The organism is Massilia mucilaginosa (genome assembly GCF_011682145.1).
GTDB classification, from domain to species: Bacteria; Pseudomonadota; Gammaproteobacteria; order Burkholderiales; family Burkholderiaceae_D; genus Telluria_A; species Telluria_A mucilaginosa.
This window is the reverse complement of sequence record NZ_WHJH01000046.1, coordinates 15281-37342: the sequence shown is the minus strand read 5'-3', so window position 1 is coordinate 37342 and position 22062 is coordinate 15281. Positions and strand designations below refer to the sequence as shown.

The following is a 22062-nucleotide window of genomic DNA, read 5'->3' as shown; positions in this document are numbered from 1 at the left end:
GACTAGAAACAAGCATTTCCTGGCATTTCTTGAAGCCCAGACACGGTCCAGCCAAATAGACTATAGTGATGCTTCGTTACTTATTACTCGCCCAACATGAAATTTGACGTCGCTATTGTCGGCAGCGGACTGGCCGGTCTGTCGGTTGCACTGCACCTTGCGCAAACGCGCACCGTGGCCATCATCTCCAAGCGGGCGCTGCTCGACGGAGCCAGCAACTGGGCTCAGGGCGGCATCGCCGCGGTGCTGGACTCGGGCGACAGCCACGCCCAGCACATCGACGACACCCTGGTGGCCGGCGGCGGCTTGTGCGACGAGGCGGCCACCCGCTTCATCGTCGAACACGGGCGCGAAGCGATCGAATGGCTGATCGAACAAGGCGTGCCGTTCACGCGCGACCCGACCGCCGAAATGGGTTTCCACCTGACCCGCGAGGGTGGCCACAGCCAGCGCCGCATCATTCACGCGGCCGACGCCACCGGGCACGCGGTCCAGGTCACGCTCGAACAAAAGGTGCGCGCGCATCCGAATATCTCCCTGTTCGAGCAGCACTGCGCGATCGACGTGATCACCTCCGACAAACTCGGCCCGAAGCCGGCCGCCGCCAGCGCCGGCCAGCCGCACTGCTACGGCCTGTACGTGCAGGACGAAAAAACCGGCCAGGTCCTCACCTTCGAAGCCGAGCACACGGTGCTGGCCACCGGCGGCGCGGGCAAGGTGTATTTGTATACGACCAACCCGGACACCGCGACCGGCGACGGCATCGCCATGGCCTGGCGCGCCGGCTGCCGCGTCTCGAACATGGAATTCATCCAGTTCCACCCGACCTGCCTGTACCACCCGTACGCCAAGTCCTTCCTGATCACCGAAGCGATCCGCGGCGAAGGCGGCTTGCTCAAGCTGCCGCCCGAAGCCGGCGCCGCCGCCGGGACCCGCTTCATGCCGATGTACGACGAGCGCGGCGAACTGGCCCCGCGCGACGTGGTGGCGCGCGCGATCGACTTCGAGATGAAAAAGCGCGGCCTCGATTATGTGCACCTCGATATCAGCCACCAGTCTCCGGAATTCCTCAAGGAGCACTTCCCGACCATTTATGCGCGCTGCCTGGAACTGGGCATCGACATCACCAGGGAACCGATTCCGGTGGTGCCGGCGGTGCACTTCACCTGCGGCGGCATCGTCACCGACCTGGCCGGGCGCACCGATGTACCGGGCCTGTACGCGGTCGGCGAAACCGCCTGCACCGGCCTGCACGGCGCCAACCGCCTGGCCAGCAATTCGCTGCTCGAATGCCTGGTGGTCGGGCGCGCCTGCGCGCACGAAATCGCCGCCATGCCGAAAGGCGATACGCGCGACCTGCCCGCCTGGGATGAAAGCCGCGTCACCAACGCCGACGAAGAAGTCGTCATTGCCCACAACTGGGACGAACTGCGCCGCTTCATGTGGAATTACGTCGGCATCGTGCGCACCACCAAGCGCCTCGAGCGCGCGCAGCACCGCATCGCGCTGCTCAAGGAAGAAATCGACGAGTACTACCGCAACTTCCGCATCACCCACGATTTGCTGGAACTGCGCAACCTGGTCGATGTGGCCTCGCTGATCGTCAACAGCGCGCTGACAAGGCGCGAGAGCCGTGGCCTGCATTTCAGCCGCGACTATCCGAATACCTTGCCGAAGGCCTTGCCGAGCGTGCTGACCCCGCCACGCCGTTAACACGTCGTTCCCGCCTTGGCGCGGGAACGACGGTGTCTCATGAACCAGAAACTGTCCCCCTCCACCATCGGTTTGCTGACCCTGCCCCCGCTTCTGTGGGCAGGCAACGCCATCGTCGGGCGCCTGGTGCGCGAGGCGGTGCCGCCGATGACGCTCAACCTGCTGCGCTGGTCGATCGCCATGCTGATCCTGCTGCCGCTGGGCCGGCGCCTGTTCGCCAGCGACGCCCTGCGCGGCAACTGGCGCCGCTTCGCCCTTCTCGGCCTGCTCGGGATCGGCCTGTACAACTCCCTTCAGTACCTGGCCCTGCAAAGCTCCACCCCGATCAACGTCACCCTGGTGGCCGCCGGCATGCCGGTCTGGATGCTGGCCATCGGCGCGCTGTTCTTCGGCGTCAAGGTCGGGCGCCAGCAAGTCATCGGCGCGGCCATGTCGATCGTCGGCGTGCTGGTGGTGCTGTGCCGGGGCGACTGGAACCAGCTGGCGGCGATGCGGCTGGTGGCCGGCGACCTGTACATGATCCTGGCGACCATCGCCTGGTCGTTCTACAGCTGGCTGCTGACGCAGCAAAAGGATCCACCGGCCGTGCGCGCCGACTGGGCCGCCTTTTTGCTGGCCCAGGTCATCTACGGGGTCCTGTGGTCGGGCCTCTTCGCCGGGGTCGAATGGGCTGGCGCGGCGCACACCATCGACTGGAGCTGGACCGTTTGCGCGGCGCTGATGTACGTCGCCATCGGACCGGCCATCATCGCCTTTCGCTGCTGGGGCGCCGGGGTGCAGCGCGCGGGACCGAGCGTGGGCGCCTTCTTCACCAATCTGACCCCGCTGTTCGCGGCCATGATGTCGTCGGCCTTCCTGGGCGAACTGCCGCACCTGTACCACGGCGTGGCGTTCGCGCTGATCGTCGGCGGGATCGTGTTCTCGTCGCGCCGCAAGGCCGGGTAGAATCAGGCGCATGAAGACACTTCCCCTCAGGCTGATGCCGGGACAAGACTTGCGCGCCACCCTCGCCGGCGTGCTGGCCGGGCATGGCGCGAGCGCCGGCTTCGTATTGCAGGGCATCGGCAGCCTGCGCGGCGCGCGCCTGCGCCTGGCCGGCGCGCTCGATGCGACGGAACTCGAAGGCGATATCGAAATCCTGACCCTGGCCGGCTCCCTGTCCCCGGACGGCCCGCACCTGCATATGGCGCTGGCCGACGCCGCCGGGCGCGTACTCGGCGGCCACGTGCTGGCCGGCTGCACCATCCGCACCACGGCCGAAATCCTGATCGCCCTGCTGCCCGGCCACCGCTTCGCGCGCGAGCCGGACGCCGCTTCCGGCTTCGACGAACTGGCGGTGCATTCGCATGACTGCTGACAGCGAAGCACTCGACCTGCTGGCTGACTTTGTCGAACGCCACCGGCGCATCCTGGTCTTGAGCGGTGCCGGCATGAGCACCGCGTCCGGCATTCCCGACTACCGCGACCGCGATGGCGTGCGGCGCGGGAAAACACCGGTCCAGGGGCCGGAATTCCGCAAGATGGAAGCGGTGCGCAAGCGCTACTGGGCACGCAGCATGGTTGGCTATCCGGCCTTGTCGGCCGCCGCCCCGAACGCCGGCCACACCGCGCTGGCGCAGCTGCAAGCGCTCGGCAAACTCGGCGCCCTGATGACGCAGAACGTCGACGGCCTGCACCAGCGCGCCGGCAGCGCCGATGTCCTCGAACTGCACGGGAACATCCACCAGGTCGTCTGCCTCGACTGCCACGCCAGTTTTCCGCGCTCCTTCGTGCAGGGGCAGCTGGTCGAGGCCAATCCGGCGCTGGCCGGCGCCGTCGCCACGCCCGCGCCGGACGGCGACGCCCACCTGGAACCGGACGCGCTGGCCGAATTCCACCTGCCCTACTGCGTGCACTGCGGCGGCACGCTCAAACCCGACGTGGTGTTTTTCGGCGACGGCGTGCCGGCCGGCGTGACGCGCGCCGCGCTCGAACGCATGACGGACGCCGACGCACTGCTGGTGATCGGCTCCTCGCTGATTGTCTATTCCGGCTTTCGCTTCTGCCGCATGGCGGCGGACAGCGGCAAGCCGATTGCCGCCATCAACCTCGGCAAAACCCGCGCCGACGAGCTCATTTCACTCAAAATCGACGCCGGCGCCGAGAGCACCCTGCCCGCCCTGTCAAACCGCATTGCATAATGCGACCATTGCCCGATTGAAATCAAACGGCTATAATTGAGAATAATTCTCATTCAATAGCCAGCCACACGCTCGTTCAGCCAGCCATTGCACTCACTTTCCAGGATGGCTCCATGGCGCACTACGCACCCTTCGGCCCGGCGTACGCCGGCGCCGCGCACTGTAATCCCCTTCCGCTGGCCGCAGCGGTCCGCTCCGCACTGATCTTCGCCGCCCTGGCCGGCCCCGGCTCGCTGGCCTTCGCCAACGACGTCCCCGAGGTCGCCGACGCCGCTGTCGCCATGCCGGTCATCACCGTCGACGGCAAAAAGGAAGACAACGGCTACGTCGCGCGCCGCAGCGGCGCCGGCACCAAGACCGACACGCCGCTGATCGAAACGCCGCAGTCGATCAGCGTGATTCCGCGCGAACGCTTCGAGGAACAAGGCGCGCAAACCCTGCGCCAAACCATGAACTACAGCGCCGGCATGATATCGAGCTACTTCGACAGCCGGGCCGATTCGGTCACCTCGCGCGGCGGCAATCCGGCCATGCTGCAGGACGGCGTGCAATCGAACTTCGGCAGCTACAACACCACCCGCCCCGATCCCTACACGCTGGAGCGGGTCGAAGTGCTGCGCGGACCGTCGTCGGTCCTGTACGGCCAGGGCGGCATCGGCGGCGTGGTCAACCTGGTCTCCAAGCGGCCGATGGCGAGCTCGCAGCGCGAAGTGCAGGTACAAATCGGCAGCAACAGCCGCAAGCAGCTCTCGCTCGACATCAACCAGGTGCTCGACACCGACGGCCACTGGCTGGCGCGCCTGGTCGCCGTGGGCCGCGACAGCGGCACGCAGGTGAACATGGTCGACGACGACCGCAAGCTGATCGCCCCCTCGCTGACCTGGGCGCCCAACGCGAATACCTCGCTGACCTTGCTGGCCCTGCGCCAGGAAGACCGGAGCGGCTCGATGATCGGCTTCTTCCCGTGGCAAGGCACGCTCCTGCCGTCCAGGTTCGGCCAGATTCCGACCAGCCTTTTCACCGGCGAACCAGGCTATGACGCCTACGATACCGAGCAGACCGCGCTCGGCTACCTGTTCAGCCACCGCTTCAGCGACACCCTGAGCCTGCGCCAGACCCTGCGCAAGACCAAAAGCGAAGTCGATTACCGCAGCGCCTACACCAGCTTCACCGCCGTTGCGGCGACCGGCCGTCCGGCGCGCCCGGTGTTCAATGCCGACCAGCGCACCATCAACCGCGACCTGACGCAGAACCTGAACAATCTCGACACGCTGATGGTCGACACACAGATCGAGGCGAAAGTCGCCACCGGTGGGCTGCAGCACACCATCCTGCTCGGCGCCGACGTGCAGCGCGTCGAAACGCGCCAGGCCAGCGGCCGTGGCGTGGCGGCGCCGCTCGATGTGTACGCGCCGGTGTACGGCAACTACACCAGGCCGGCCTCGCTGGCCCACCTGCCGACCACCAATCTGCGCCAGAACGGCTACTACGTGCAGGACCAGATCAAATACGGTCCGCACTGGGTGGCGCTGCTCGGCCTGCGCCACGATGGCGTGACCAACGATGTCGAAGGGCGCGCCGCCGCGCGCACCGACGACAGCGCCAACACCAAACGCGTGGGCCTGCTGTACCTGGCCGACGGCGGCTGGTCGCCGTACGTGAGCTATGCCGAATCGTTCCTGCCGCTGGGCGGCGTGGACCTGAACGGCAAGGCGTTCGAACCACAGCGTGGCAAGCAGTGGGAAGCGGGCCTGAAGTGGCAGCCGCCCGGCCGCAACCTGATGACCACCCTGGCCGTGTACGACCTGCGCGACACCAACCGCAAGACCAGCGACCCGGCCAATCCGCTCAACAGCGTGCAGATCGGCGAAGTGCGGGTGCGCGGACTGGAACTGGAAAGTGCCGGCAACCTGGGACGCGACTGGGACTGGACCGCCGGGTATGCCTACACCGACGCCACCATCGCGCGCAGCAATGGCGCCGACAACGGCAAGCGCATCAACGGCATCCCCAGGCACAATGTGTCGGCCTGGCTGACGCACCGCTTCCCGGTCGCGCAGCGCGACGGCTTTTCCGCCGGCGCCGGCGTGCGCTACCTGGGCGCGTCGATGGACGGCCTCGATCAACTCGAAACGCCCGACATCACCCTGCTCGACGCCATGCTCTCGTACAGCAGCGGACCGCTGCGGGTGGCGCTCAACGTCACCAACCTGACCGACAAAGTCCAGATTTCGACCTGCCTGGCACGCGGCGACTGCTTCTACGGCCAGCGCCGCGCCGTCGCCCTGACCGCCCGCTACACCTTTTGAGCTTCGTTGACATGACCATGACCTTACATCCCCTCGCGCTGGCGGTTCGCTCGGCGCTCCTGCTGTCCATCGCCGGCGCGGCCCACGCCGCAACGCCGGAGGCCGCGCTCGATGACGCGCCTGTCAGCGTCGTCGAGATCCGTGGCGACAAGGACGACAGCCCGTCCTACGGCGCCAAGGCCGCCAGCACCGCCACCCGCTTCAACCTGTCGCTGCGCGAAACGCCGCAGTCGGTCACCGTCATCACGCGCCAGCGCATGGACGACATGAACCTGACCAGCATCGCCGACGTGCTGGTGCAGACGCCCGGCATCACGGTGCAGGAAAACGATTCCGAGCGCACCGGCTTCTCGTCGCGCGGTTTCTCGATCAGTAACTTCCAGGTCGACGGCGTGGCCGCCAACTACAGCTCGGGCAACAGCGCCCTGTTCGACACGGCCCTGTACGACCGCATCGAAGTGGTGCGCGGCGCCACCGGCCTGGTGACCGGCGCGGGCGACCCGTCGGCCACCATCAATATGGTGCACAAGCGCCCGACGCGGCAATTGAGCGGTTCGGCCTCGGTCAACCTCGGCTCGTGGGACATGCGGCGCGTACAGGCCAGCATTTCGGCGCCGCTGAACGAAGCGGGAACCATACGCGCAAGCCTGACCGGCGTCGTGCAGAACCGCCATTCGCACCTGGACCTGTACAAGGAGCGCAAGATTGTCGCCGGGGTGCTGGTCGAGGCCGACCTGGGCAAGGGCAGCCTCCTGAGCGCCGGCGTCGACTACCAGCACAACACGCCGAAGGGCACCACCTGGGGCACCACGCCGCTGTTCTTCAGCGACGGCACGCCGGCCAAGCTGCCGCGTTCCTTCAACGTGGCCGCCGAGTGGAGCAGCTGGGAACGCACCTACCGCAATGTGTACGCCAATCTCGAACACCGCATCAACGACGACTGGAAAGTCAAGCTCGCGTACAACCGGCTCGATTCGACCTCCGACGGCGCGCTGTTCTACGGCGGCAGCGGCTATCCGAACCGCGACGGTACCGGGCTTAGCGCATGGGTCGGCGCCTTTCCTTACGAAGAAACCCAGGACAACCTGGATTTGTATGCGACCGGCGCGTTTACCCTGTTCGGTCGCAGGCACGAACTGGTCGCAGGCTGGAACGGCTGGCGCCGCGAAGGTGTGAGCCCGACGGTGGCCACCCAGGACCCGCTGCCGTTTTCGCTGGCGATTCCGGACTTCCGCAACTGGACCGGCAAGGTGCCGAAGCCGACCAGCTGGCACACCGGTGCGAGCGCCTCGGCGGTGACGGAGCAGTCGGGCGCCTACCTGGCCGCGCGCCTGCGCCTGGCCGATCCGCTGCAAGTGATCGCCGGCGCGCGCATGAGCACCTGGAAGACCCGCACCGACAACTTCAACACCAGCGGCGGGTTTGTCAACGCCACCGGGCGCTACGCATCGAAAGATGTGCTCACGCCGTACGCCGGCGTGGTGTTCGACCTGGCGTCGAACACCTCCCTGTACGCCAGCTACAGCGATTTGTTCAAGCCGCAGAACTACAAGGACAAGGACAACAACTTCCTCGACCCGGTCACCGGCAGCAACGTGGAAGCGGGCTTGAAGGCCGAATTTTTCGGCGGCCGCCTGAACGCCGCCGTCGCCGTGTTCGAAGCCAAGCAGGACAACCTGGGCGAAGAGGACGCCTCGGTACCGAAAGGCGTGCTGCTGGCCGATGGCACACGTCCCTACATCTCGACCGGCAAAGGCACCAAGAGCCGCGGCGTGGAAGCCGAAGTATCGGGCTCGCCGCTGCCGGGCTGGCAGCTGTCGGCCGGCGCCACGCGCAGCACGTCGCGCAATGCCAAGGATGTCCTGGTCAATACGATCCAGCCGCGCGACATGGTGCGCCTGACCAGCACCTGGCGCCTGCCGGGCGAATGGCGCGCTGTGACGATCGGCGGTGGCGTCAACTGGCAGAGCGAAATCTACGTCACCGCAACCAGCCCGGCCGGCAAGGTGCGCACCAGCCAGGCGGCGTACACGCTGCTCAACCTGATGGCCCGCTACCAGATCACGCCCCAGCTGTCGGCCGGCGTGAACATCAATAATTTGCTCGATAAAACCTACTACCGGCGCGTGGGGTTCTACAACGGCGGCTATTACGGCGAGCCGCGTTCGGTGTCGGCCAATCTGCGCTATCAATACTAATCATCCCAATCACAATCAGGACACATCATGAACAACCTCGCACGCACCCTCCTCGCCACGCTCCTGTGCGGCGCCTTTGCCGGCGCCAGCGCGCACCAGATCTGGATCGAACAGGATGGCAAGAGCGCCTCGGTCTATTTTGGGGAATTCGGCGAAAACCTGCGCGAAGCCTCGCCCGGCCTGCTCGACAAGTTCGGCTCGCCCAGCGCCACCCTGATCGGCGCCGGCGCCGACCGCAAGCTCAAACTCGATAAGACCGCCGGCGCCTTCGTGCTGTCGGCGCGCGCAGCCGATGGCCAGAGCATCATCGCCGAAGAAGCGAGCTATCCGGCGTTCGAAAAGAAAACCGGCGACACCGTGGTGCGCTCGATCTGGACCCCGGCCGCGCGCCTGGTCAACGGCAGCGCCGCGCAGCAGGCGCGCCTGACGCTCGACATCGTCCCGACCGGCAAACCGGGCCAGTTCCAACTGAGCTATCAGGGTAAACCCTTGGCCAAGACCAAGGTCGGCGTGGTGGCGCAATCGGGCTGGGGCAAGGAAGCGCAGAGCGATGAGCAGGGCATGGTCAACTTTGCCATGCCGTGGAAAGGCACCTATGTGCTCGAAGCGCACCACACCGACAAAACCGGCGGCCAGCGCGACGGCAAGCCGTACGACGTCGCCAGCTACGTCACCACCATGAGCATGGTGCAGACGGCCGGTGCGAGCGCCATCGCGGCCCCGCCAGCGGCAAAACCGAACGTCAATACGCCGTAACATGCGCCTGTCCGCCCCTCTCGCTTACCGGCTCGGCGTCGGCGCGCGCGCGCTGGCCGCCATCCTCGGCGGCTACCTGCTGGCGGCGGCGGCCAGCGCCCTGCTCGCGCTGCTGCTGCCGCGCATGCTGGGTACCGGACGCGCCGACGCCGTCATCGCCGCCACCCTGGCCTCGTTCGCCATCTACACCTGCGCCGTGATCTGGGTGTTCGCCGCGCGCAGCGCCACGCGCGCCTGGCTTGGCCTGCTGCTGCCCGCGGCCGGCATGGCCGCCATCGTCTATCTTCTGTACCGGAACGTCCCATGAAAGAAAATCTTCGCCAGTCGATGGCCTGGCTGCATACCTGGTCGGGCCTGTTGACGTGCTGGGTCCTGCTGGTGATCTTTGCCGGCGGCACCGCCAGCTACTACCAGGAAGAAGTCACCTTGTGGATGGAGCCCGAGCTGCATGGCGTGGCCGCCAACAAGACCAGCAGCGTCGATGCCGCCGAGATGGCGGTCAAGGCGCTGCAGGCGCGCGCGCCGGACGCGCCGCGCTGGTTCATCAACCTGCCGACCGCGCGCAATGGCGCCGTGCGCATCGCCTGGACCGCGCCGCCACCGCCGGAAGGCACGCCGCGCAAACGCCAGCGCCTGAAATCAGCCCTGATCGATCCGCTCACCGGCGCCGCGCTGGCCGAACCGCGCGCGACGCGCGGCGGCGAGTTCCTGTACCGCCTGCACTTCGACCTGCACTACATGTCTCCCCTGTGGGCGCGCTGGATCGTGGGCTTTTGCGCGATGTTCATGCTGGTGTCGATCATCAGCGGCGTGATTACGCACAAGCGCATCTTCAAGGACTTCTTCACCTTCCGCCCCAACAAAGGCCAGCGCTCGTGGCTGGACGCGCACAATGCGACGGCGGTGCTGGCACTGCCGTTCCATCTGATGATCACCTACACGGGCCTGGTGACCTTGATGTTCATGTACATGCCGGGCGCCGCCCAGGTGGCGTACAAGGGCGACCGCGACAAATTTACCGAAGAAGTGTTCCCGAGCGCAGGCAAGCCAGCCAAGAAACCGGGCGAGGCGGCCGTGCTGGCGCCGCTGCGGCCGATGCTGGAACAGGCCGAAGCCCATTGGGGCGGCGGCCACGCCGGGCAGATCACGGTCAATCATCCGAACCACGCCAACGCCAGCATTTCGGTGACGCGCGCCGGTGGGCGCGATCTGTCGTACAAGCAGCCGGCGATGCAGTTCGACGGCGTGAGCGGGGCCAGGCTGGCCAGCGCGGGCGAGCAGCTGGCGCCGCCGGCGGCGACGCACGGCGTGATGTACGGCCTGCACGTGGCGCGCTTTGCCGAGCCGCTGCTGCGCGCATTGTTCTTCATCTCGGGCCTGGCCGGGTATGCGATGGTGGCCACCGGCGCGATCCTGTGGGCGGTCAAGAGCCGCCAGACGCAGGCCAAGGCGCTCAAGGCCGGTGCGCGCGTCAAGTTCGGCACGCGCCTGGTGGAGGCACTCAACATCGGCGCGATTGCCGGTTTGCCGATTGCGATGGCCTGCTACTTCTGGGCCAATCGCCTGCTGCCGGTCGGGATGGACAAACGGCCGGAAAATGAAATCGCGGTCTTCTTCGCGGCCTGGGGCGCGGCCGCGCTGCTGGCGCAGATCAAACCCGATCGCGCCATGTGGCGCTTGCAGCTGGCCGCCGGGGCGCTGCTGTTCGGCGCGATCCCGCTGCTCAATGTGTTGACGACCTCGTCGCACCTCGGGGTGACCCTGGTCGACGGCCCGAGCGCGGTGGCGTGGTTCGACCTCACGGTGCTGGCACTGGGACTGCTGCTCGGTTACGGCGCGCTGCGCCTCGGGCGCGGCAAGGTCAAAGAAGCAAAAACAACGGCGCTCAGCCCAGCGGTCGAGGCGGCATCATGAGCGGGGGTTGGTATATGGTGGCGATGTTCGCGCTCTGTCATGCGGGCTTCGGCGCGTTGAGCGTGGCGATGCAGCGGCACTACGCCGACATGCACGGTCGCGGCCAGGAAGCGCCGCCGGAGCTGCGCCGGCGTTTGCAGGCGGCCGGCGCGAGCGCGCTGGTGCTGGCCTTCGTGGCCGCCGTGTTGAAGGCCGGCGGCGGCCATGGTCCCTTGGTCTGGCTCGGTGGGATGACGGCGGCGGCGCTGGCGCTGATGCTGTTGCTGACCTATGCGCCGCAACGGGTGAGCGTGCTGGCGCAGGCGGCCGGCCCCATCGGCCTGGTCGCGTTCGCGCTCGGGGGGCTGGTGTAGCAATCGCGCAAGGGGCTGGCCACCCCTTGGGCTAAAATCGAACTCAACATTTTTACTGTGCGGAGTTCATCATGAAAACATTGTTAGCGGTAATGGCATTCCTGCTGGCCGGCTGCGTTTCCAAGCCGCAGGGCATCGAACCGGTGGCCAATTTCGACTCGGCCAAATATCTCGGTAAATGGTACGAAATCGCGCGCCTGGATCATTCTTTCGAGCGCGGCTTGAGCCGCGTGTCGGCCGAGTACAGCATGCGCGACGACGGCGGCATCAAAGTCATCAACCGCGGCTATCACGCCGGGAAAAAGGAATGGAAACAGTCGGAAGGCAAGGCGTATTTCGTCGAGAAGCCGGATGTCGGCTATCTGAAGGTCTCGTTCTTCGGCCCCTTTTACGGCTCGTATATCGTGTTCGACCTCGATCGCGAGAATGGCGGCTATTCGCTGGTCAGCGGACCGGATCGGGACAACTTCTGGCTGCTGTCGCGTACCCCGACCATGGACGAGGCAACAAAAAAGCGCCTGGTCGATAAAGCCCAGGCGCTTGGTTTCAATACGTCGAAACTGATTTACGTCGATCAGTCGGCGCTCAGTCAATAATCCGCAGCGAGAAATCGGTAGCCTTGATGTCTTTGGTCAGGCTGCCGATGGAAATACGGTCCACGCCCGTGTCGGCAATCGCCCGCACGCTATCCATATTCACCCCTCCCGAGGCTTCCAGCAGTGCCCGGCCGGCATTGAGTGCGACCGCGTGGCGCATCGTCGCCAGTTCGAAGTTATCGAGCAGGATCGAGGTGGCGCCGGCGTCCAGCGCTTCGCCCAATTGGGCCAGGGTTTCCACTTCGATTTGAATCGACACGCCGGCATTCAAGGCCTGCGCGGCGGCCAGCGCCTTGCTCACGCCGCCAGCGGCCGCGATATGATTTTCCTTGATCAGGATACCGTCATAGAGCGCCATGCGCTGGTTCTTGCCGCCGCCGACCCGCACCGCGTATTTTTGCGCCTGGCGCAGGCCCGGCAGGGTTTTGCGCGTGTCGAGGATCGCGGCCTTGGTGCCTTCGACCACTTCAACATAGCTGCGCGTCACCGTCGCCACGCCCGACAGCAATTGCATGAAGTTCAGCGCGGCGCGCTCGGCCGTCAGCAAGGCGCGCGGCGGCGCTTCGATGGTGCAGACCACGCTGCCGGCATTCATCAGGTCGCCTTCGGCATATTGCCAGTCGACATCGATGCTCGGATCGAGGGCCAGCATCACGCCTTCGAACCACGGTCCGCCGCAGAGCACGGCTTCTTCGCGCACGATCACGCGGGCGCGCACGCGGGTGTCGTCCGGCACCAGTTTGCCGGTCAGGTCGCCGCTGCCGACGTCCTCCAGCAAGGCGGCCAGCAGGTTCGATTCGAACGCGGTTTGCAGTGCCGCGTCGAAGACGGCGTAGGGATTTCGTAAATTGCTCATGCTGGACCCACTCCGGAAAACAGGGTTGCTTCATTGGCCAACGCGCTGGTTGGCAAGGCTTTGGCTTTCTTTGCTGCCGCGAAATCGAGCATGCGATCGATGGCACGCACGGCTTCCTTGCCCACTTGCGGGTCGACATGGATTTCGTTGCTGCCGTTCTCGAGCACGTCGGCCAGGTTTTGCAGGCCGTTCATCGCCATCCATGGACAGTGCGCGCAGCTCTTGCAAGTGGCGCTGTTGCCGGCGGTTGGCGCTTCGATGAAATGCTTGCCCGGCGCGGCGGCGCGCATCTTGTGCAGGATGCCATTATCGGTGGCAACGATGAAGGTGGTGGCATCCATCGTCTGCGCGGCGTTGATCAGCTGGGTCGTGGAGCCGACCACATCGGCAAGCGCGACAACATTGGCGGGCGATTCGGGATGGACCAGCACGCGCGCCTCGGGATGCTCGGCCTTGAGCAGGTCGAGTTCGATGCCCTTGAATTCGTCATGCACCAGACAGGAGCCCTGCCACAGCAGCATGTCGGCGCCGGTTTGCTTTTGAATGTAGGAACCGAGGTGCTTGTCCGGCGCCCACAGGATCTTTTTGCCCTGCGCATGGAGGTGGGCCACGATGTCCAGACCGATGGACGAGGTTACCATCCAGTCGGCGCGCGCCTTGACGGCGGCGCTGGTGTTGGCGTAGACCACGACCGTGCGGTCAGGATGGGCGTCGCAGAAGGCCGAGAATTCATCGGCCGGGCAACCCAGGTCGAGCGAACAGGTCGCGTCCAGGTCCGGCATCAGGATGCGTTTTTCGGGGCTGAGGATCTTGGCGGTCTCGCCCATGAAGCGCACGCCGGCGACGACCAGCGTTTTTGCCGGATGATCGCGGCCGAAGCGCGCCATTTCGAGCGAATCGGAGACGCAGCCGCCGGTTTCTTCGGCCAGGTCTTGCAGGTCGCCATCGACGTAATAGTGGGCGACCAGCACCGCTTCGCGTTCTTTCAGCAGGCGCTTGATGCGCTCCTTGAGCGCGGTTTTTTCGGCAGCGGATGGCGTGGCCGGGGCGCGCGCCCAGGCTTGCGCGGTGCAGCTCAGGCCGGCTTGGGGATGCTCGTATTCAACGGATTTGATAGGGAGAATATTCATATCGGTACTATCTCACAAGAGAAGATTCGTTGCAGGGAGTGCCCGCAGAATGACGCGCGGGCACCTTGGTGCCTCACCTTGGTGCCCGCTTTGCCACATCGACTTGACGGGACGCAAACGCCCCGCTGCCGCTCTTAGTCGATACCCTGGCTGGTCAGATAGTCTTCGTAATTGCCACGGAAGTCGACGATGTCGTTTTCCTTGATTTCGAGGATGCGGTTGGCCAGCGACGAGACGAATTCGCGGTCGTGCGAGACGAAAATCAGGGTGCCGGTGTATTTTTCGAGCGCAATGTTGAGCGACTCGATCGATTCCATGTCCATGTGATTGGTCGGCTCGTCGAGCAGCATGACGTTGTGGCGGCCGAGCATCAGCTTGCCGTACATCATGCGGCCTTTTTCACCGCCGGACAGCACGCGCACCGATTTCTTGACGTCGTCGCCGCCGAACAGCAGGCGGCCGAGGATCGAGCGCACGGCCTGGTCGTCGTCGCCTTCTTTGGTCCACTGGCCGATCCAGTCGGTCAGGACGGCATCTGTGGCGAATTCTTCGGTCGGATCTTGCGGCATGTAGCCGACGTTGGCGTTCTCGGCCCACTTGACCCTACCGGTGTCCGGCTGCAAACCGGTCAGTTCGCCACCGATCGAGCGCAGCAGAGTGGTTTTTCCGGCGCCGTTGGCGCCGATGATGGCGATGCGCTCGCCGGCTTCCACCATGATGCTGAAATTCTTGAACAGCTGACGGTCGTACTTCTTGGAAATGCCTTCGACTTCCACCGCCAGGCGGTGCAATTTCTTCTCGGCTTCAAAGCGCACGAAAGGATAGGCGCGCGACGATGGCTTGATGTCGTCGACCTTGATCTTGTCGATCTGCTTGGCGCGCGATGTGGCCTGGCGCGCCTTGGACTTGTTGGCGGCGAAGCGGCGCACGAAGTCTTGCAGCTCGGCGACTTTTTCTTTGGCCTTGGCGTTGTTGGCCAGTTGCTGGTTGCGCGCCTGGGTCGAGGCGAACATGTACTCGTCGTAGTTGCCCGGATAGACCTTCAGGGTGCCGTAGTCCATGTCGGCCACGTGGGTGCACACCTGGTTCAGGAAGTGGCGATCGTGCGAAATGATGACCATGGTCGAATTGCGGTCGTTGAGAACGTCTTCGAGCCAGCGAATCGTGTTGATGTCCAGATTGTTGGTCGGCTCGTCGAGCAGCAGGATGTCCGGATTCGAGAACAGGGCCTGGGCCAGCAGCACGCGCAGCTTCCAGCCCGGCGCCACGGCGCTCATCGGCCCCTGGTGCTGGTCGATCGACACGCCGGCGCCGAGCAGCAGTTCGCCGGCGCGCGCTTCGGCCGAGTAGCCGTCGTATTCGGCAACCTTGCTTTCGAGTTCGGCGGCGTGCATGTAGTCGTCGTCGGTCGCTTCCGGGTTGGCGTAGATGGCGTCGCGCTCGGAGATCGCGTTCCACAATTCGGTGTGGCCCATCATCACCACGTCGAGCACGCGCATGTCTTCGAACGCGAACTGGTCCTGGCGCAGTTTGCCGAGGCGCTCGTTGGTATCGAGCATGACGGTGCCGCCCGAGGGCTCAAGGTCGCCACCGAGGATCTTCATGAAGGTCGACTTGCCGCAGCCGTTTGCGCCGATCAGGCCGTAGCGGTTGCCGTCACCGAATTTGACGGAGATGTTCTCAAACAGCGGCTTGGCGCCGAACTGCATGGTGATATTTGCTGTGGATAACATGCGTTTTGGGTCTTTTGCGAATGGAAACAGGCGCTGGGCGCGAATCGGCCATTATACAATATCCACCATCCGCCACTGTATAGCACAGTGAAAAACAATGGCTTCTCGCAGTATTTCCAACGGCGCGGAACTGCCCGATCGCGTGATGCGCCATGATCGGGAAGACCCAGGCGACCGACATTGTCGACACGATGGGGCCACGACCGACGCCGGGAAACGACCTGCCCGTAGAGGCGCTGCGCATGAAGCGAGCCTTGAAGAGGATGGCGCGATGTAGTTACTTCGCATGCGCGTGGTGCGCGCCCCTTGGCGGGCATCGCGCTGGCCGGTACGCATGAAAGTTGTCAACGAGCAAAGAGAATGCGCGGTAGCGGCAACAGGATTAATTAGCTCCAAACGAAAAGCGCTCATCCGAACTGGCCTCGCGCCAATCAGTGTAGTGATGATTTCCTTTGCACGCAGCCATCTGACCGGTCTGCTTCACGCACGCAATAAAGGCCAGGGCATCAGCCTCAGTCTTGAAATTCCACACCATATTGTGGCTGACCTGGACCGCTTTCGGTGGAATATGAACCAGCTTGATGATGTTATCGTCCGCCATGAATCAATCCAAAAAATTTATCACATGAAAATAGTAACATGGGTTGAAACACAAAAAGCTTGAATGTCGATTTGGATGAGCATGCCCCCTGCATCATGACAGAGATCGAGACAATCCACGTCCGCCCCAATACGGCTGCAATAGCCCAGCGGATATTGCTCTTTTTATGCATTACAGATCCGATGAATGCGCAGCGCACCCACTATATTTGCCATATTATGTTGCATGGATAGCAGGATTGACACTTTTATCATACGCCCGGCTATAATTTCCCGCAGCAATAGCCAATTGCTCGTCAGGCTATCGCACAAACCTACTCGGGATATTTTATGCGAATGATATTGAGCAGCGCGCTCGTCGCACTGGCCGCCGGTGTGTCCATGCCGGCTACGGCGGTGCAGAACTCACCCGGCGTGTACGTCGGTTTTCAAGCCGGCCAGGCATCGTCGTCGAATGACCGGATCGAACGCGATGACTTGTCGTTCGGCCCGCGTGCCGGCTACCAGTTCAACAAGCACCTCGGCGTCGAAGTATTCGGCAATTCGCTCAGCTTTATCGAAATCGGCTATGGTTTCAGCCGCAACGAGCCGGCCCACCCGGAAGAACATGTCGGCATCGCGGTCACGGGCACCTTCCCTTTGAGCGAGCGCCTTAACCTGACCGGCCGCGCCGGCATCGGGCGCACCAACATGCATGCGGCCGCGTTGGGCAAGGACGACTATAAGGAAACCGATCCGAGCATCGGCGGCGGCATCCGTTTCGATTTTGACCAGCACTGGGCGATCACCGCCGAAGCGATGCGCCTGACCAAAACCAGGGTCACGGTCATCTCGACCGGTTTCCGCTATCAGTTCTGATCCATTCAATGCACGAGGGAGCGCAATGAACGAAGCACACGAGCATATTATCGCTTTGGAAGAACAATTACGGGTCGCCATGCTCGGCGCCGACGTCGATGCGCTCGACCGCCTGATTGCGCCGGACTTGCTGTTTACCACGCATATGGGCCAGGTCATCGGCAAACAGCAAGACCTCGACATGCACCGTTCCGGCCTGCTGAAGTTCCGCGCGATCGAGGCGGGCGAACGCCTTGTGGCGGCGGCCGGGCCGGTGGGAGTCATCTCGGCCCGCATGAACCTGGTCGGCAGTTTCGGCGAGTCGCCGTTCAACCTGGACCTGCGCTGCACGCGCACCTGGCGCCAGGCCGATGACGGCCGCTGGCAAATCCTCGCGGGCCACATGAGCATCGCCTGAGCCGCCACGCGGGTCAGGCGGCGGCAAAGCGGCGCCATACCGCCTCCATCGGGCCTTGCGTGTGGCGCCGCATCCACCAGCGGCTGAACGCCGCCTGCACCACCATCAGCAGCAGGCACACGCCAACCAGTCCCGCGTGCGACAGCAGCGCGCCAAGGCGCAGCCCCGTCCCTTGCAGCAGGAGCCCGAACAGCACCGACTGCGCCAGGTAATTGGTGAGCGCCATGCGCCCGACCGGCGCCAGCCAGCGCGCCACGGCCGCCAACAGCCGTTGCGGCGCGCGCATGGCCAGGGCCACATAGCCGGCCGCCATCAAGGGTCCGGCCACTTCGACGAAAAACGAGACCAATGCCGCCATCGGCCCGCCCGCGTGCGGATCGAGCGCATCGCGCAGCGCGGCCCAGCCCCACCACAGGTTGAGCGGCAGGCCCACCCACAGCGCGGCCAGCAGCACCCTGCCCCACAGCGCCCGATGCCGCTCCGGTTGCGTGAGCCAGCCCAGGCGCACGCTGAGAACACCGATGAGGAACAGCAGCGCCACCTTGGGCAGGAAGAACAGCGAATTGGCCAGATTGCCCCAGTAGTCGGACAGCCGCTCGCGCGCGATCGCGCCCAGCGTGCCCTCGCTGTACACCGCGTGCGTGCGGGCGATTTCGTCCACGCCCCAGGTGACGGCTTCGGTCGGCATCGTCATCAGCTGGTACGTCAGGTAGGCCATGAACACCAGCACCGCCACATTGAGCGCGGCCAGGCGGTGCAGCGAATCGACGATATCGGACAGCCTGCGGCCCGCGTGCGTCAGCAGCCAGAAGCCGCAGATCGCGTACACGGTGAGAATATCGCCGAACCACAGCAGGGAGCCATGCAGCACGCCGCACCCGAGCAGCCATGTCACGCGGCGCCGATAGGTGGTCTTGATGCGATCGAGCCGCGGCCCCGGAAAATGCCGCCCGCCCGTTTGCAGCGCGAAGCCAGCGCCGAACAGGAACGCAAAAATCGGATAGAACTTCTGCTCCGCAAACGCGGCCACCACGAACACCACCAGCTGGTCGAGCAGCGGCGCCTGTTCGCCGATGACCCCGTAGCGCGAGAAGTTATTCCCGATCGCGAAGCCCCAGACGTTCACCAGCATGATGCCAAAGACGGCGATCCCGCGCAGCGTATCGATGCGCAGCGAGCGCGCAGCCTTCATTGACGCATCCAGTCGCGCAGTTCGTAGTACCAGTAGGTCATCTGCGCGGCGGCCAGGCCCGCAGGCCCGCCCGCCGATGGCAGGCCCCACGCGGCAAAGCGCGCCAGCGGGCCGCCGTCGCCGGCGATGGCGGCGGCCAGCACTTCGCCGGCCAGGGTGGTCGGCGCCACGCCATGGCCGCCGAAGCCCATGCCGTACCACAGGCCGTCGGGCAGGCGCCCGAGCTGCGGCATCTGGTGGCGCGCGTAGCTCATCATGCCGCTCCACGCATGCGCCACGCGCACGCCGGCCAGTTGCGGGTAGACCTTGAGCATGTCCTGGTGCAGCAGGCGCGCGACCTCAAGGCCGCTGCGCTCGCGCACCGCGATACGGCCGCCCCACAACAGGCGCGTGTCGGGCAGCGGGCGGTAGTAGTCGAACGCGAAACGGGTGTCGTAGACGGCCGCTCCGGTGCGTATGGCCGTTTGCAGGCGCTCGCCCAGCGGCTCGGTCACCATCACGTAGGTGGCGATCGGCAGCACCGCGCGCGCCAGGGCTGGCACCAGTTTTTCGATGTAGCCGCCGCAGCACACCACCACGTCGCGCGCGCGCACGCTGCCGGCGGCGGTGGTCACGATCCAGCCCTCGCCGTCGGCGGCGATGCTGGCGGCCTTGCTGTGTTCATGCACGCGCACGCCGTTTTGCGCCAGCACGCGGGCCAGCCCCTGCGCATATTTGAGCGGATGAAAATGAAAGGCGGCCGGCTCGAACAGGCCGCCGAAGTAGCGTGTCGAATCGAGCTTGCCGGCCAGCTGGGCGCGCGAAACACGCTGCCACTCGACGCCCATGGCGTCCATCATGAAGCGCTGCTGCTCGTCCAGCAGGCGCGCATCGTCGAACCAGTTGGCCAGGTACACGCCTTCGTGGCGGGCGTCGCAGTCGATGCCGTACTGGTCGACGCGGCGGCGGATGCGTTCGACCGCGTCGAGCGTCATCCGGTACAGGCTGCGCGCGGCGTCGATGCCAATGGCGGCGGCGATGCTGCGCTCACCGCGCGAAAAGCCGCCGAAGACAAAACCGCCGTTGCGGCCCGAGGCGCCGTGGCCGACACGCTGGGCGTCGAGCAGGACGATGTCGCGCACGCCGCGCTCCATCAGGCCGATGGCGGTGGCCAGGCCGGCAAATCCCGCGCCGATGATGCAAACGGCCGCGTCATGCGGCCCGGCCAGCGGCGCGTATGTTTCACCAGGCGAGGTGGCCCGGTAGTAGGCGTGCGCCGCCAGGCCCTCAGGCATGCGCGATGGTCGGATAGCCGCTCATGGTCAGCGTGAAGCCGGCGCAGTCGGAGACCAGGTGCGCGCGCGCGCCGAACGGAATCGTCACGCGTTGCGCCATGTGCCCGAACTGCAGGCCGGTGAGCACCGGAATCGGCAGCTTGGCGCGCAGGTAGGCCAGCATGGCGTCGAAGTCGTAGCCATTGTCGGCGGGCGTGAGGCGGTAGCCCGAAAAATCGCCCAGGACCAGCGCCTTCTGGCGCGCCAGCACGCCCGACTGCAGCAGTTGCAGCAGCATGCGCTCGACCCGGTAGGGATGTTCGTTGATGTCTTCGACGAAGACGATGCCGTCGTCGATGCGCGCGAACCAGTCGGTACCGAGCAGTGAAATGAGCATGGCCAGGTTGCCGCCCCAGATCGTGCCTTCAACCTCCAGCTCGGGATTATTGCGCACGCAGGCACGGATCACATGGCGCGGGCCTTGCAGGCAGTGCCAGAAGTCGTGCTGCGTGAATGTCACCGGTTCGGCGGCGCCGAAGTCGCTGTAGAGCATCGGCCCGGCATAGCTTTGCGCCCCGGTCTGCGCCATCAGGCCCATATGGAAGGCGGTGAAGTCGCTGTAGCCGACAAAGATCTTGCCGCTGTCGGCCATGCGCGCGAAATCGATGCGCGGCAGCAGGCGCGTGAGGCCGTACTGGCCGCGCAGCGCCATGACCACCCGCACCTGCGGGTCGCTGGCGGCGGCATTGAGCTGCGCCAGGCGGGCGTCGTCGGTGCCGCCGAAGCGCTGGAACACCTTGTCGGCCTCAAAGTAGTTGTGCACCGTGTGGCCCTGCGCGGTGAGGGACGCGATGCCGCGTTCGATGGCGGCGTTGTCGCTGCCAAAGCCGCTCGGCGCAACGATGGCGATGCCGATGGGGGGTATGTTCACTGTTTTTCGAAAAGCCGCGCTGTGGAGTCGGGGCTTATCTTACCGCGCGCGTGCTCATCGATCAAGGCGAGCAGCCGCTCGATCAGCTGCGGCGGCAGGTCGTGGCCCATGCCCTCGATGACTTCGAGGCGCGCGCCGGGCACCAGGCGCGCCGTGTCTTCGCCGCCGGCCAGCGGCACCAGCGGATCGGCCGCGCCGTGGATGACCAGCGTGCGCGCGCGGATCGACTTGAGCAGTTCGCTGCGATCGCCCGTGGCCACGATGGCGATCATCTGGCGCGCCAGCCCGCCCGGGCACAGGTTGCGCTTGACCGAGCGCGCGATGCGTTCGCGCAGCAGGCGTTCGGGGGTCGGATAGGCGGGGCTGCCGATGACGCGCATGGTGTGCACCATGTGGGCGATCAGGCTGTCGGGGTCGCGCATGTTACGGGGCGGGCGCATCAGCAGCGCGCGCGCTTCCTTGCTCGGACCGGGCAGGCCGCGCCGTCCGCTGTCGGACATGATGGAGGTCAGGCTGAGGACGCGGTCGGGATGCCGGGCCGCCAGGATTTGCGCGATCATGCCGCCCATGGAGGCGCCGACCACGTGGGCGCGCGCGATGCCGAGGGTGTTGAGCAAGCCGAGCGCGTCGGCGGCCATGTCGGACAAGGTGTAGCTGCTCCGCTGCGGCCAGCGCAGCAGGCGCTTGAGCCAGGCCAGCGGCAGGCTGGGCGTGCCGGCATGGTCGAATTTGGTGGACAGGCCGCTGTCGCGGTTATCGAAGCGAATCACGTAGAAGCCGAGGTCGACCAGGCCTTCGACGAAGTCCTCGGGCCAGGCGGTCAATTGCATGCCCAGGCCCATGATCAGCAGCAGCGGCGTGTCCTTGGGGTCGCCTGCAGTTTCGTAGGCGATCCGGATCCCGTTGGCGGTAAGAATAGGCATGCTCAGGCTGGAGGCTGGTGATTGGTTGAGTCGCGTGACACGCGCCGTGCATGCGGCGGAACAAGGCCGCAAGCACTGACGCGATTGAGCATACCATTTTTGCGGGGCGGCGGGCATACAGTGCGTGCAGGCATGCCGGGCCGTCGGTCCCGCGCAGGGCTCACCGCCGC

General features: G+C 65.3%; 21 protein-coding genes. 14 read left to right on the top strand and 7 right to left on the bottom strand.

What is annotated here, in order from left to right:
• The first annotated feature begins 96 nt into the window (after positions 1-96).
• The 11 genes from nadB (at position 97) to F2P45_RS26185 (ending at position 12019) form a co-directional block, all read left to right on the top strand.
• Positions 97-1713, top strand: a complete 1617-nt coding sequence (nadB, locus tag F2P45_RS26235) for an L-aspartate oxidase (protein ID WP_166881164.1) — start codon at positions 97-99, stop codon at positions 1711-1713.
• 39 nt (positions 1714-1752) lie between these two features.
• The gene (locus tag F2P45_RS26230; protein WP_166881163.1) at positions 1753-2658 is read left to right on the top strand and encodes a DMT family transporter; all 906 of its coding nucleotides are present in this window, start codon (positions 1753-1755) and stop codon (positions 2656-2658) included.
• Positions 2659-2668: 10 nt separating this feature from the next.
• Entirely contained in the window at positions 2669-3070 is a 402-nt protein-coding gene (locus F2P45_RS26225) for a PPC domain-containing DNA-binding protein (RefSeq protein WP_166881162.1), read from the top strand.
• Positions 3060-3893, top strand: coding sequence for an NAD-dependent protein deacetylase (locus tag F2P45_RS26220; RefSeq protein ID WP_166881161.1), 834 nt, complete (start codon positions 3060-3062; stop codon positions 3891-3893). The genes F2P45_RS26225 and F2P45_RS26220 overlap by 11 nt, the downstream gene beginning before the upstream one ends.
• 113 nt (positions 3894-4006) lie before the next feature.
• The gene (locus tag F2P45_RS26215; RefSeq protein ID WP_166881160.1) at positions 4007-6202 is read left to right on the top strand and encodes a TonB-dependent siderophore receptor; all 2196 of its coding nucleotides are present in this window, start codon (positions 4007-4009) and stop codon (positions 6200-6202) included.
• Between the two features lie 17 nt (positions 6203-6219).
• The gene (locus tag F2P45_RS26210; protein ID WP_166881159.1) at positions 6220-8400 is read left to right on the top strand and encodes a TonB-dependent siderophore receptor; all 2181 of its coding nucleotides are present in this window, start codon (positions 6220-6222) and stop codon (positions 8398-8400) included.
• A gap of 27 nt (positions 8401-8427) precedes the next feature.
• Positions 8428-9156, top strand: coding sequence for a DUF4198 domain-containing protein (locus F2P45_RS26205; RefSeq protein ID WP_166881158.1), 729 nt, complete (start codon positions 8428-8430; stop codon positions 9154-9156).
• Position 9157: 1 nt separating this feature from the next.
• Positions 9158-9463 carry a DUF3649 domain-containing protein gene (locus F2P45_RS26200; protein WP_166881157.1) on the top strand — a complete coding sequence of 102 codons (306 nt, stop codon included), beginning with the start codon at positions 9158-9160 and terminating at the stop codon, positions 9461-9463.
• Positions 9460-11070 (top strand): PepSY-associated TM helix domain-containing protein, encoded by a 1611-nt coding sequence (locus F2P45_RS26195; RefSeq protein ID WP_166881156.1) that lies wholly within the window; start codon positions 9460-9462, stop codon positions 11068-11070. Before F2P45_RS26200 ends, F2P45_RS26195 begins: the two co-directional genes overlap by 4 nt.
• Positions 11067-11423 (top strand): DUF3325 domain-containing protein, encoded by a 357-nt coding sequence (locus tag F2P45_RS26190; protein WP_166881155.1) that lies wholly within the window; start codon positions 11067-11069, stop codon positions 11421-11423. Before F2P45_RS26195 ends, F2P45_RS26190 begins: the two co-directional genes overlap by 4 nt.
• 71 nt (positions 11424-11494) lie before the next feature.
• Positions 11495-12019, top strand: a complete 525-nt coding sequence (locus F2P45_RS26185; RefSeq protein WP_166881154.1) for a lipocalin family protein — start codon at positions 11495-11497, stop codon at positions 12017-12019.
• Here the strand turns inward: F2P45_RS26185 and nadC are convergent.
• The 3 genes from nadC to F2P45_RS26170 all read right to left on the bottom strand — a co-directional run bounded on the left by nadC (position 12009) and on the right by F2P45_RS26170 (position 15738).
• Positions 12009-12875 carry a carboxylating nicotinate-nucleotide diphosphorylase gene (nadC, locus tag F2P45_RS26180; protein ID WP_166881153.1) on the bottom strand — a complete coding sequence of 289 codons (867 nt, stop codon included), beginning with the start codon at positions 12873-12875 and terminating at the stop codon, positions 12009-12011. The two genes, F2P45_RS26185 and nadC, sit on opposite strands and share 11 nt — an antisense overlap.
• Positions 12872-14005 carry a quinolinate synthase NadA gene (gene nadA / locus F2P45_RS26175; RefSeq protein WP_166881152.1) on the bottom strand — a complete coding sequence of 378 codons (1134 nt, stop codon included), beginning with the start codon at positions 14003-14005 and terminating at the stop codon, positions 12872-12874. The genes nadC and nadA overlap by 4 nt, the downstream gene beginning before the upstream one ends.
• A 134-nt stretch (positions 14006-14139) precedes the next feature.
• Positions 14140-15738 (bottom strand): ABC-F family ATPase, encoded by a 1599-nt coding sequence (locus F2P45_RS26170; protein ID WP_166881151.1) that lies wholly within the window; start codon positions 15736-15738, stop codon positions 14140-14142.
• A gap of 334 nt (positions 15739-16072) precedes the next feature.
• Between F2P45_RS26170 and F2P45_RS26165 the strand changes: the two genes are divergently transcribed.
• From F2P45_RS26165 to F2P45_RS26155, 3 genes are all read left to right on the top strand, one after another.
• On the top strand, positions 16073-16402 hold the full coding sequence (locus F2P45_RS26165) for a hypothetical protein (RefSeq protein ID WP_166881150.1): 330 nt from the start codon (positions 16073-16075) through the stop codon (positions 16400-16402).
• 266 nt (positions 16403-16668) lie between these two features.
• Positions 16669-17196: a porin family protein gene (locus tag F2P45_RS26160; protein ID WP_166881149.1), complete on the top strand. Its 528-nt coding sequence runs from the start codon at positions 16669-16671 to the stop codon at positions 17194-17196.
• Between the two features lie 25 nt (positions 17197-17221).
• Positions 17222-17593 carry a nuclear transport factor 2 family protein gene (locus F2P45_RS26155; RefSeq protein ID WP_166881148.1) on the top strand — a complete coding sequence of 124 codons (372 nt, stop codon included), beginning with the start codon at positions 17222-17224 and terminating at the stop codon, positions 17591-17593.
• A 13-nt stretch (positions 17594-17606) separates the two neighbouring features.
• On the opposite strand, the gene F2P45_RS26150 is transcribed toward F2P45_RS26155, so the two are convergent.
• The 4 genes from F2P45_RS26150 to F2P45_RS26135 are packed head-to-tail and all read right to left on the bottom strand — an operon-like array spanning position 17607 to position 21892.
• Positions 17607-18785: a DUF418 domain-containing protein gene (locus F2P45_RS26150; protein WP_166881147.1), complete on the bottom strand. Its 1179-nt coding sequence runs from the start codon at positions 18783-18785 to the stop codon at positions 17607-17609.
• A complete protein-coding gene (locus F2P45_RS26145) occupies positions 18782-20059 on the bottom strand; it encodes an NAD(P)/FAD-dependent oxidoreductase (protein ID WP_166881146.1) in 1278 nt (425 codons plus the stop codon). Before F2P45_RS26145 ends, F2P45_RS26150 begins: the two co-directional genes overlap by 4 nt.
• Positions 20052-20969, bottom strand: coding sequence for a muramoyltetrapeptide carboxypeptidase (gene ldcA, locus F2P45_RS26140; protein ID WP_166881145.1), 918 nt, complete (start codon positions 20967-20969; stop codon positions 20052-20054). Before ldcA ends, F2P45_RS26145 begins: the two co-directional genes overlap by 8 nt.
• Entirely contained in the window at positions 20966-21892 is a 927-nt protein-coding gene (locus tag F2P45_RS26135; RefSeq protein WP_166881144.1) for an alpha/beta fold hydrolase, read from the bottom strand. Before F2P45_RS26135 ends, ldcA begins: the two co-directional genes overlap by 4 nt.
• Positions 21893-22062: the final 170 nt, after the last annotated feature.

Excerpts from the sequence above, each read along its gene's own strand:
- nadB (WP_166881164.1), top strand. The coding sequence starts at position 97 with ATGAAATTTGACGTCGCTATTGTCGGCAGCGGACTGGCCGGTCTGTCG.
- F2P45_RS26230 (WP_166881163.1), top strand. The coding sequence starts at position 1,753 with ATGAACCAGAAACTGTCCCCCTCCACCATCGGTTTGCTGACCCTGCCC.
- F2P45_RS26225 (WP_166881162.1), top strand. The coding sequence starts at position 2,669 with ATGAAGACACTTCCCCTCAGGCTGATGCCGGGACAAGACTTGCGCGCC.
- F2P45_RS26220 (WP_166881161.1), top strand. The coding sequence starts at position 3,060 with ATGACTGCTGACAGCGAAGCACTCGACCTGCTGGCTGACTTTGTCGAA.
- F2P45_RS26215 (WP_166881160.1), top strand. The coding sequence starts at position 4,007 with ATGGCGCACTACGCACCCTTCGGCCCGGCGTACGCCGGCGCCGCGCAC.
- F2P45_RS26210 (WP_166881159.1), top strand. The coding sequence starts at position 6,220 with ATGACCTTACATCCCCTCGCGCTGGCGGTTCGCTCGGCGCTCCTGCTG.
- F2P45_RS26205 (WP_166881158.1), top strand. The coding sequence starts at position 8,428 with ATGAACAACCTCGCACGCACCCTCCTCGCCACGCTCCTGTGCGGCGCC.
- F2P45_RS26200 (WP_166881157.1), top strand. The coding sequence starts at position 9,158 with ATGCGCCTGTCCGCCCCTCTCGCTTACCGGCTCGGCGTCGGCGCGCGC.
- F2P45_RS26195 (WP_166881156.1), top strand. The coding sequence starts at position 9,460 with ATGAAAGAAAATCTTCGCCAGTCGATGGCCTGGCTGCATACCTGGTCG.
- F2P45_RS26190 (WP_166881155.1), top strand. The coding sequence starts at position 11,067 with ATGAGCGGGGGTTGGTATATGGTGGCGATGTTCGCGCTCTGTCATGCG.
- F2P45_RS26185 (WP_166881154.1), top strand. The coding sequence starts at position 11,495 with ATGAAAACATTGTTAGCGGTAATGGCATTCCTGCTGGCCGGCTGCGTT.
- nadC (WP_166881153.1), bottom strand. The coding sequence starts at position 12,875 with ATGAGCAATTTACGAAATCCCTACGCCGTCTTCGACGCGGCACTGCAA.
- nadA (WP_166881152.1), bottom strand. The coding sequence starts at position 14,005 with ATGAATATTCTCCCTATCAAATCCGTTGAATACGAGCATCCCCAAGCC.
- F2P45_RS26170 (WP_166881151.1), bottom strand. The coding sequence starts at position 15,738 with ATGTTATCCACAGCAAATATCACCATGCAGTTCGGCGCCAAGCCGCTG.
- F2P45_RS26165 (WP_166881150.1), top strand. The coding sequence starts at position 16,073 with ATGAAAGTTGTCAACGAGCAAAGAGAATGCGCGGTAGCGGCAACAGGA.
- F2P45_RS26160 (WP_166881149.1), top strand. The coding sequence starts at position 16,669 with ATGCGAATGATATTGAGCAGCGCGCTCGTCGCACTGGCCGCCGGTGTG.
- F2P45_RS26155 (WP_166881148.1), top strand. The coding sequence starts at position 17,222 with ATGAACGAAGCACACGAGCATATTATCGCTTTGGAAGAACAATTACGG.
- F2P45_RS26150 (WP_166881147.1), bottom strand. The coding sequence starts at position 18,785 with ATGAAGGCTGCGCGCTCGCTGCGCATCGATACGCTGCGCGGGATCGCC.
- F2P45_RS26145 (WP_166881146.1), bottom strand. The coding sequence starts at position 20,059 with ATGCCTGAGGGCCTGGCGGCGCACGCCTACTACCGGGCCACCTCGCCT.
- F2P45_RS26135 (WP_166881144.1), bottom strand. The coding sequence starts at position 21,892 with ATGCCTATTCTTACCGCCAACGGGATCCGGATCGCCTACGAAACTGCA.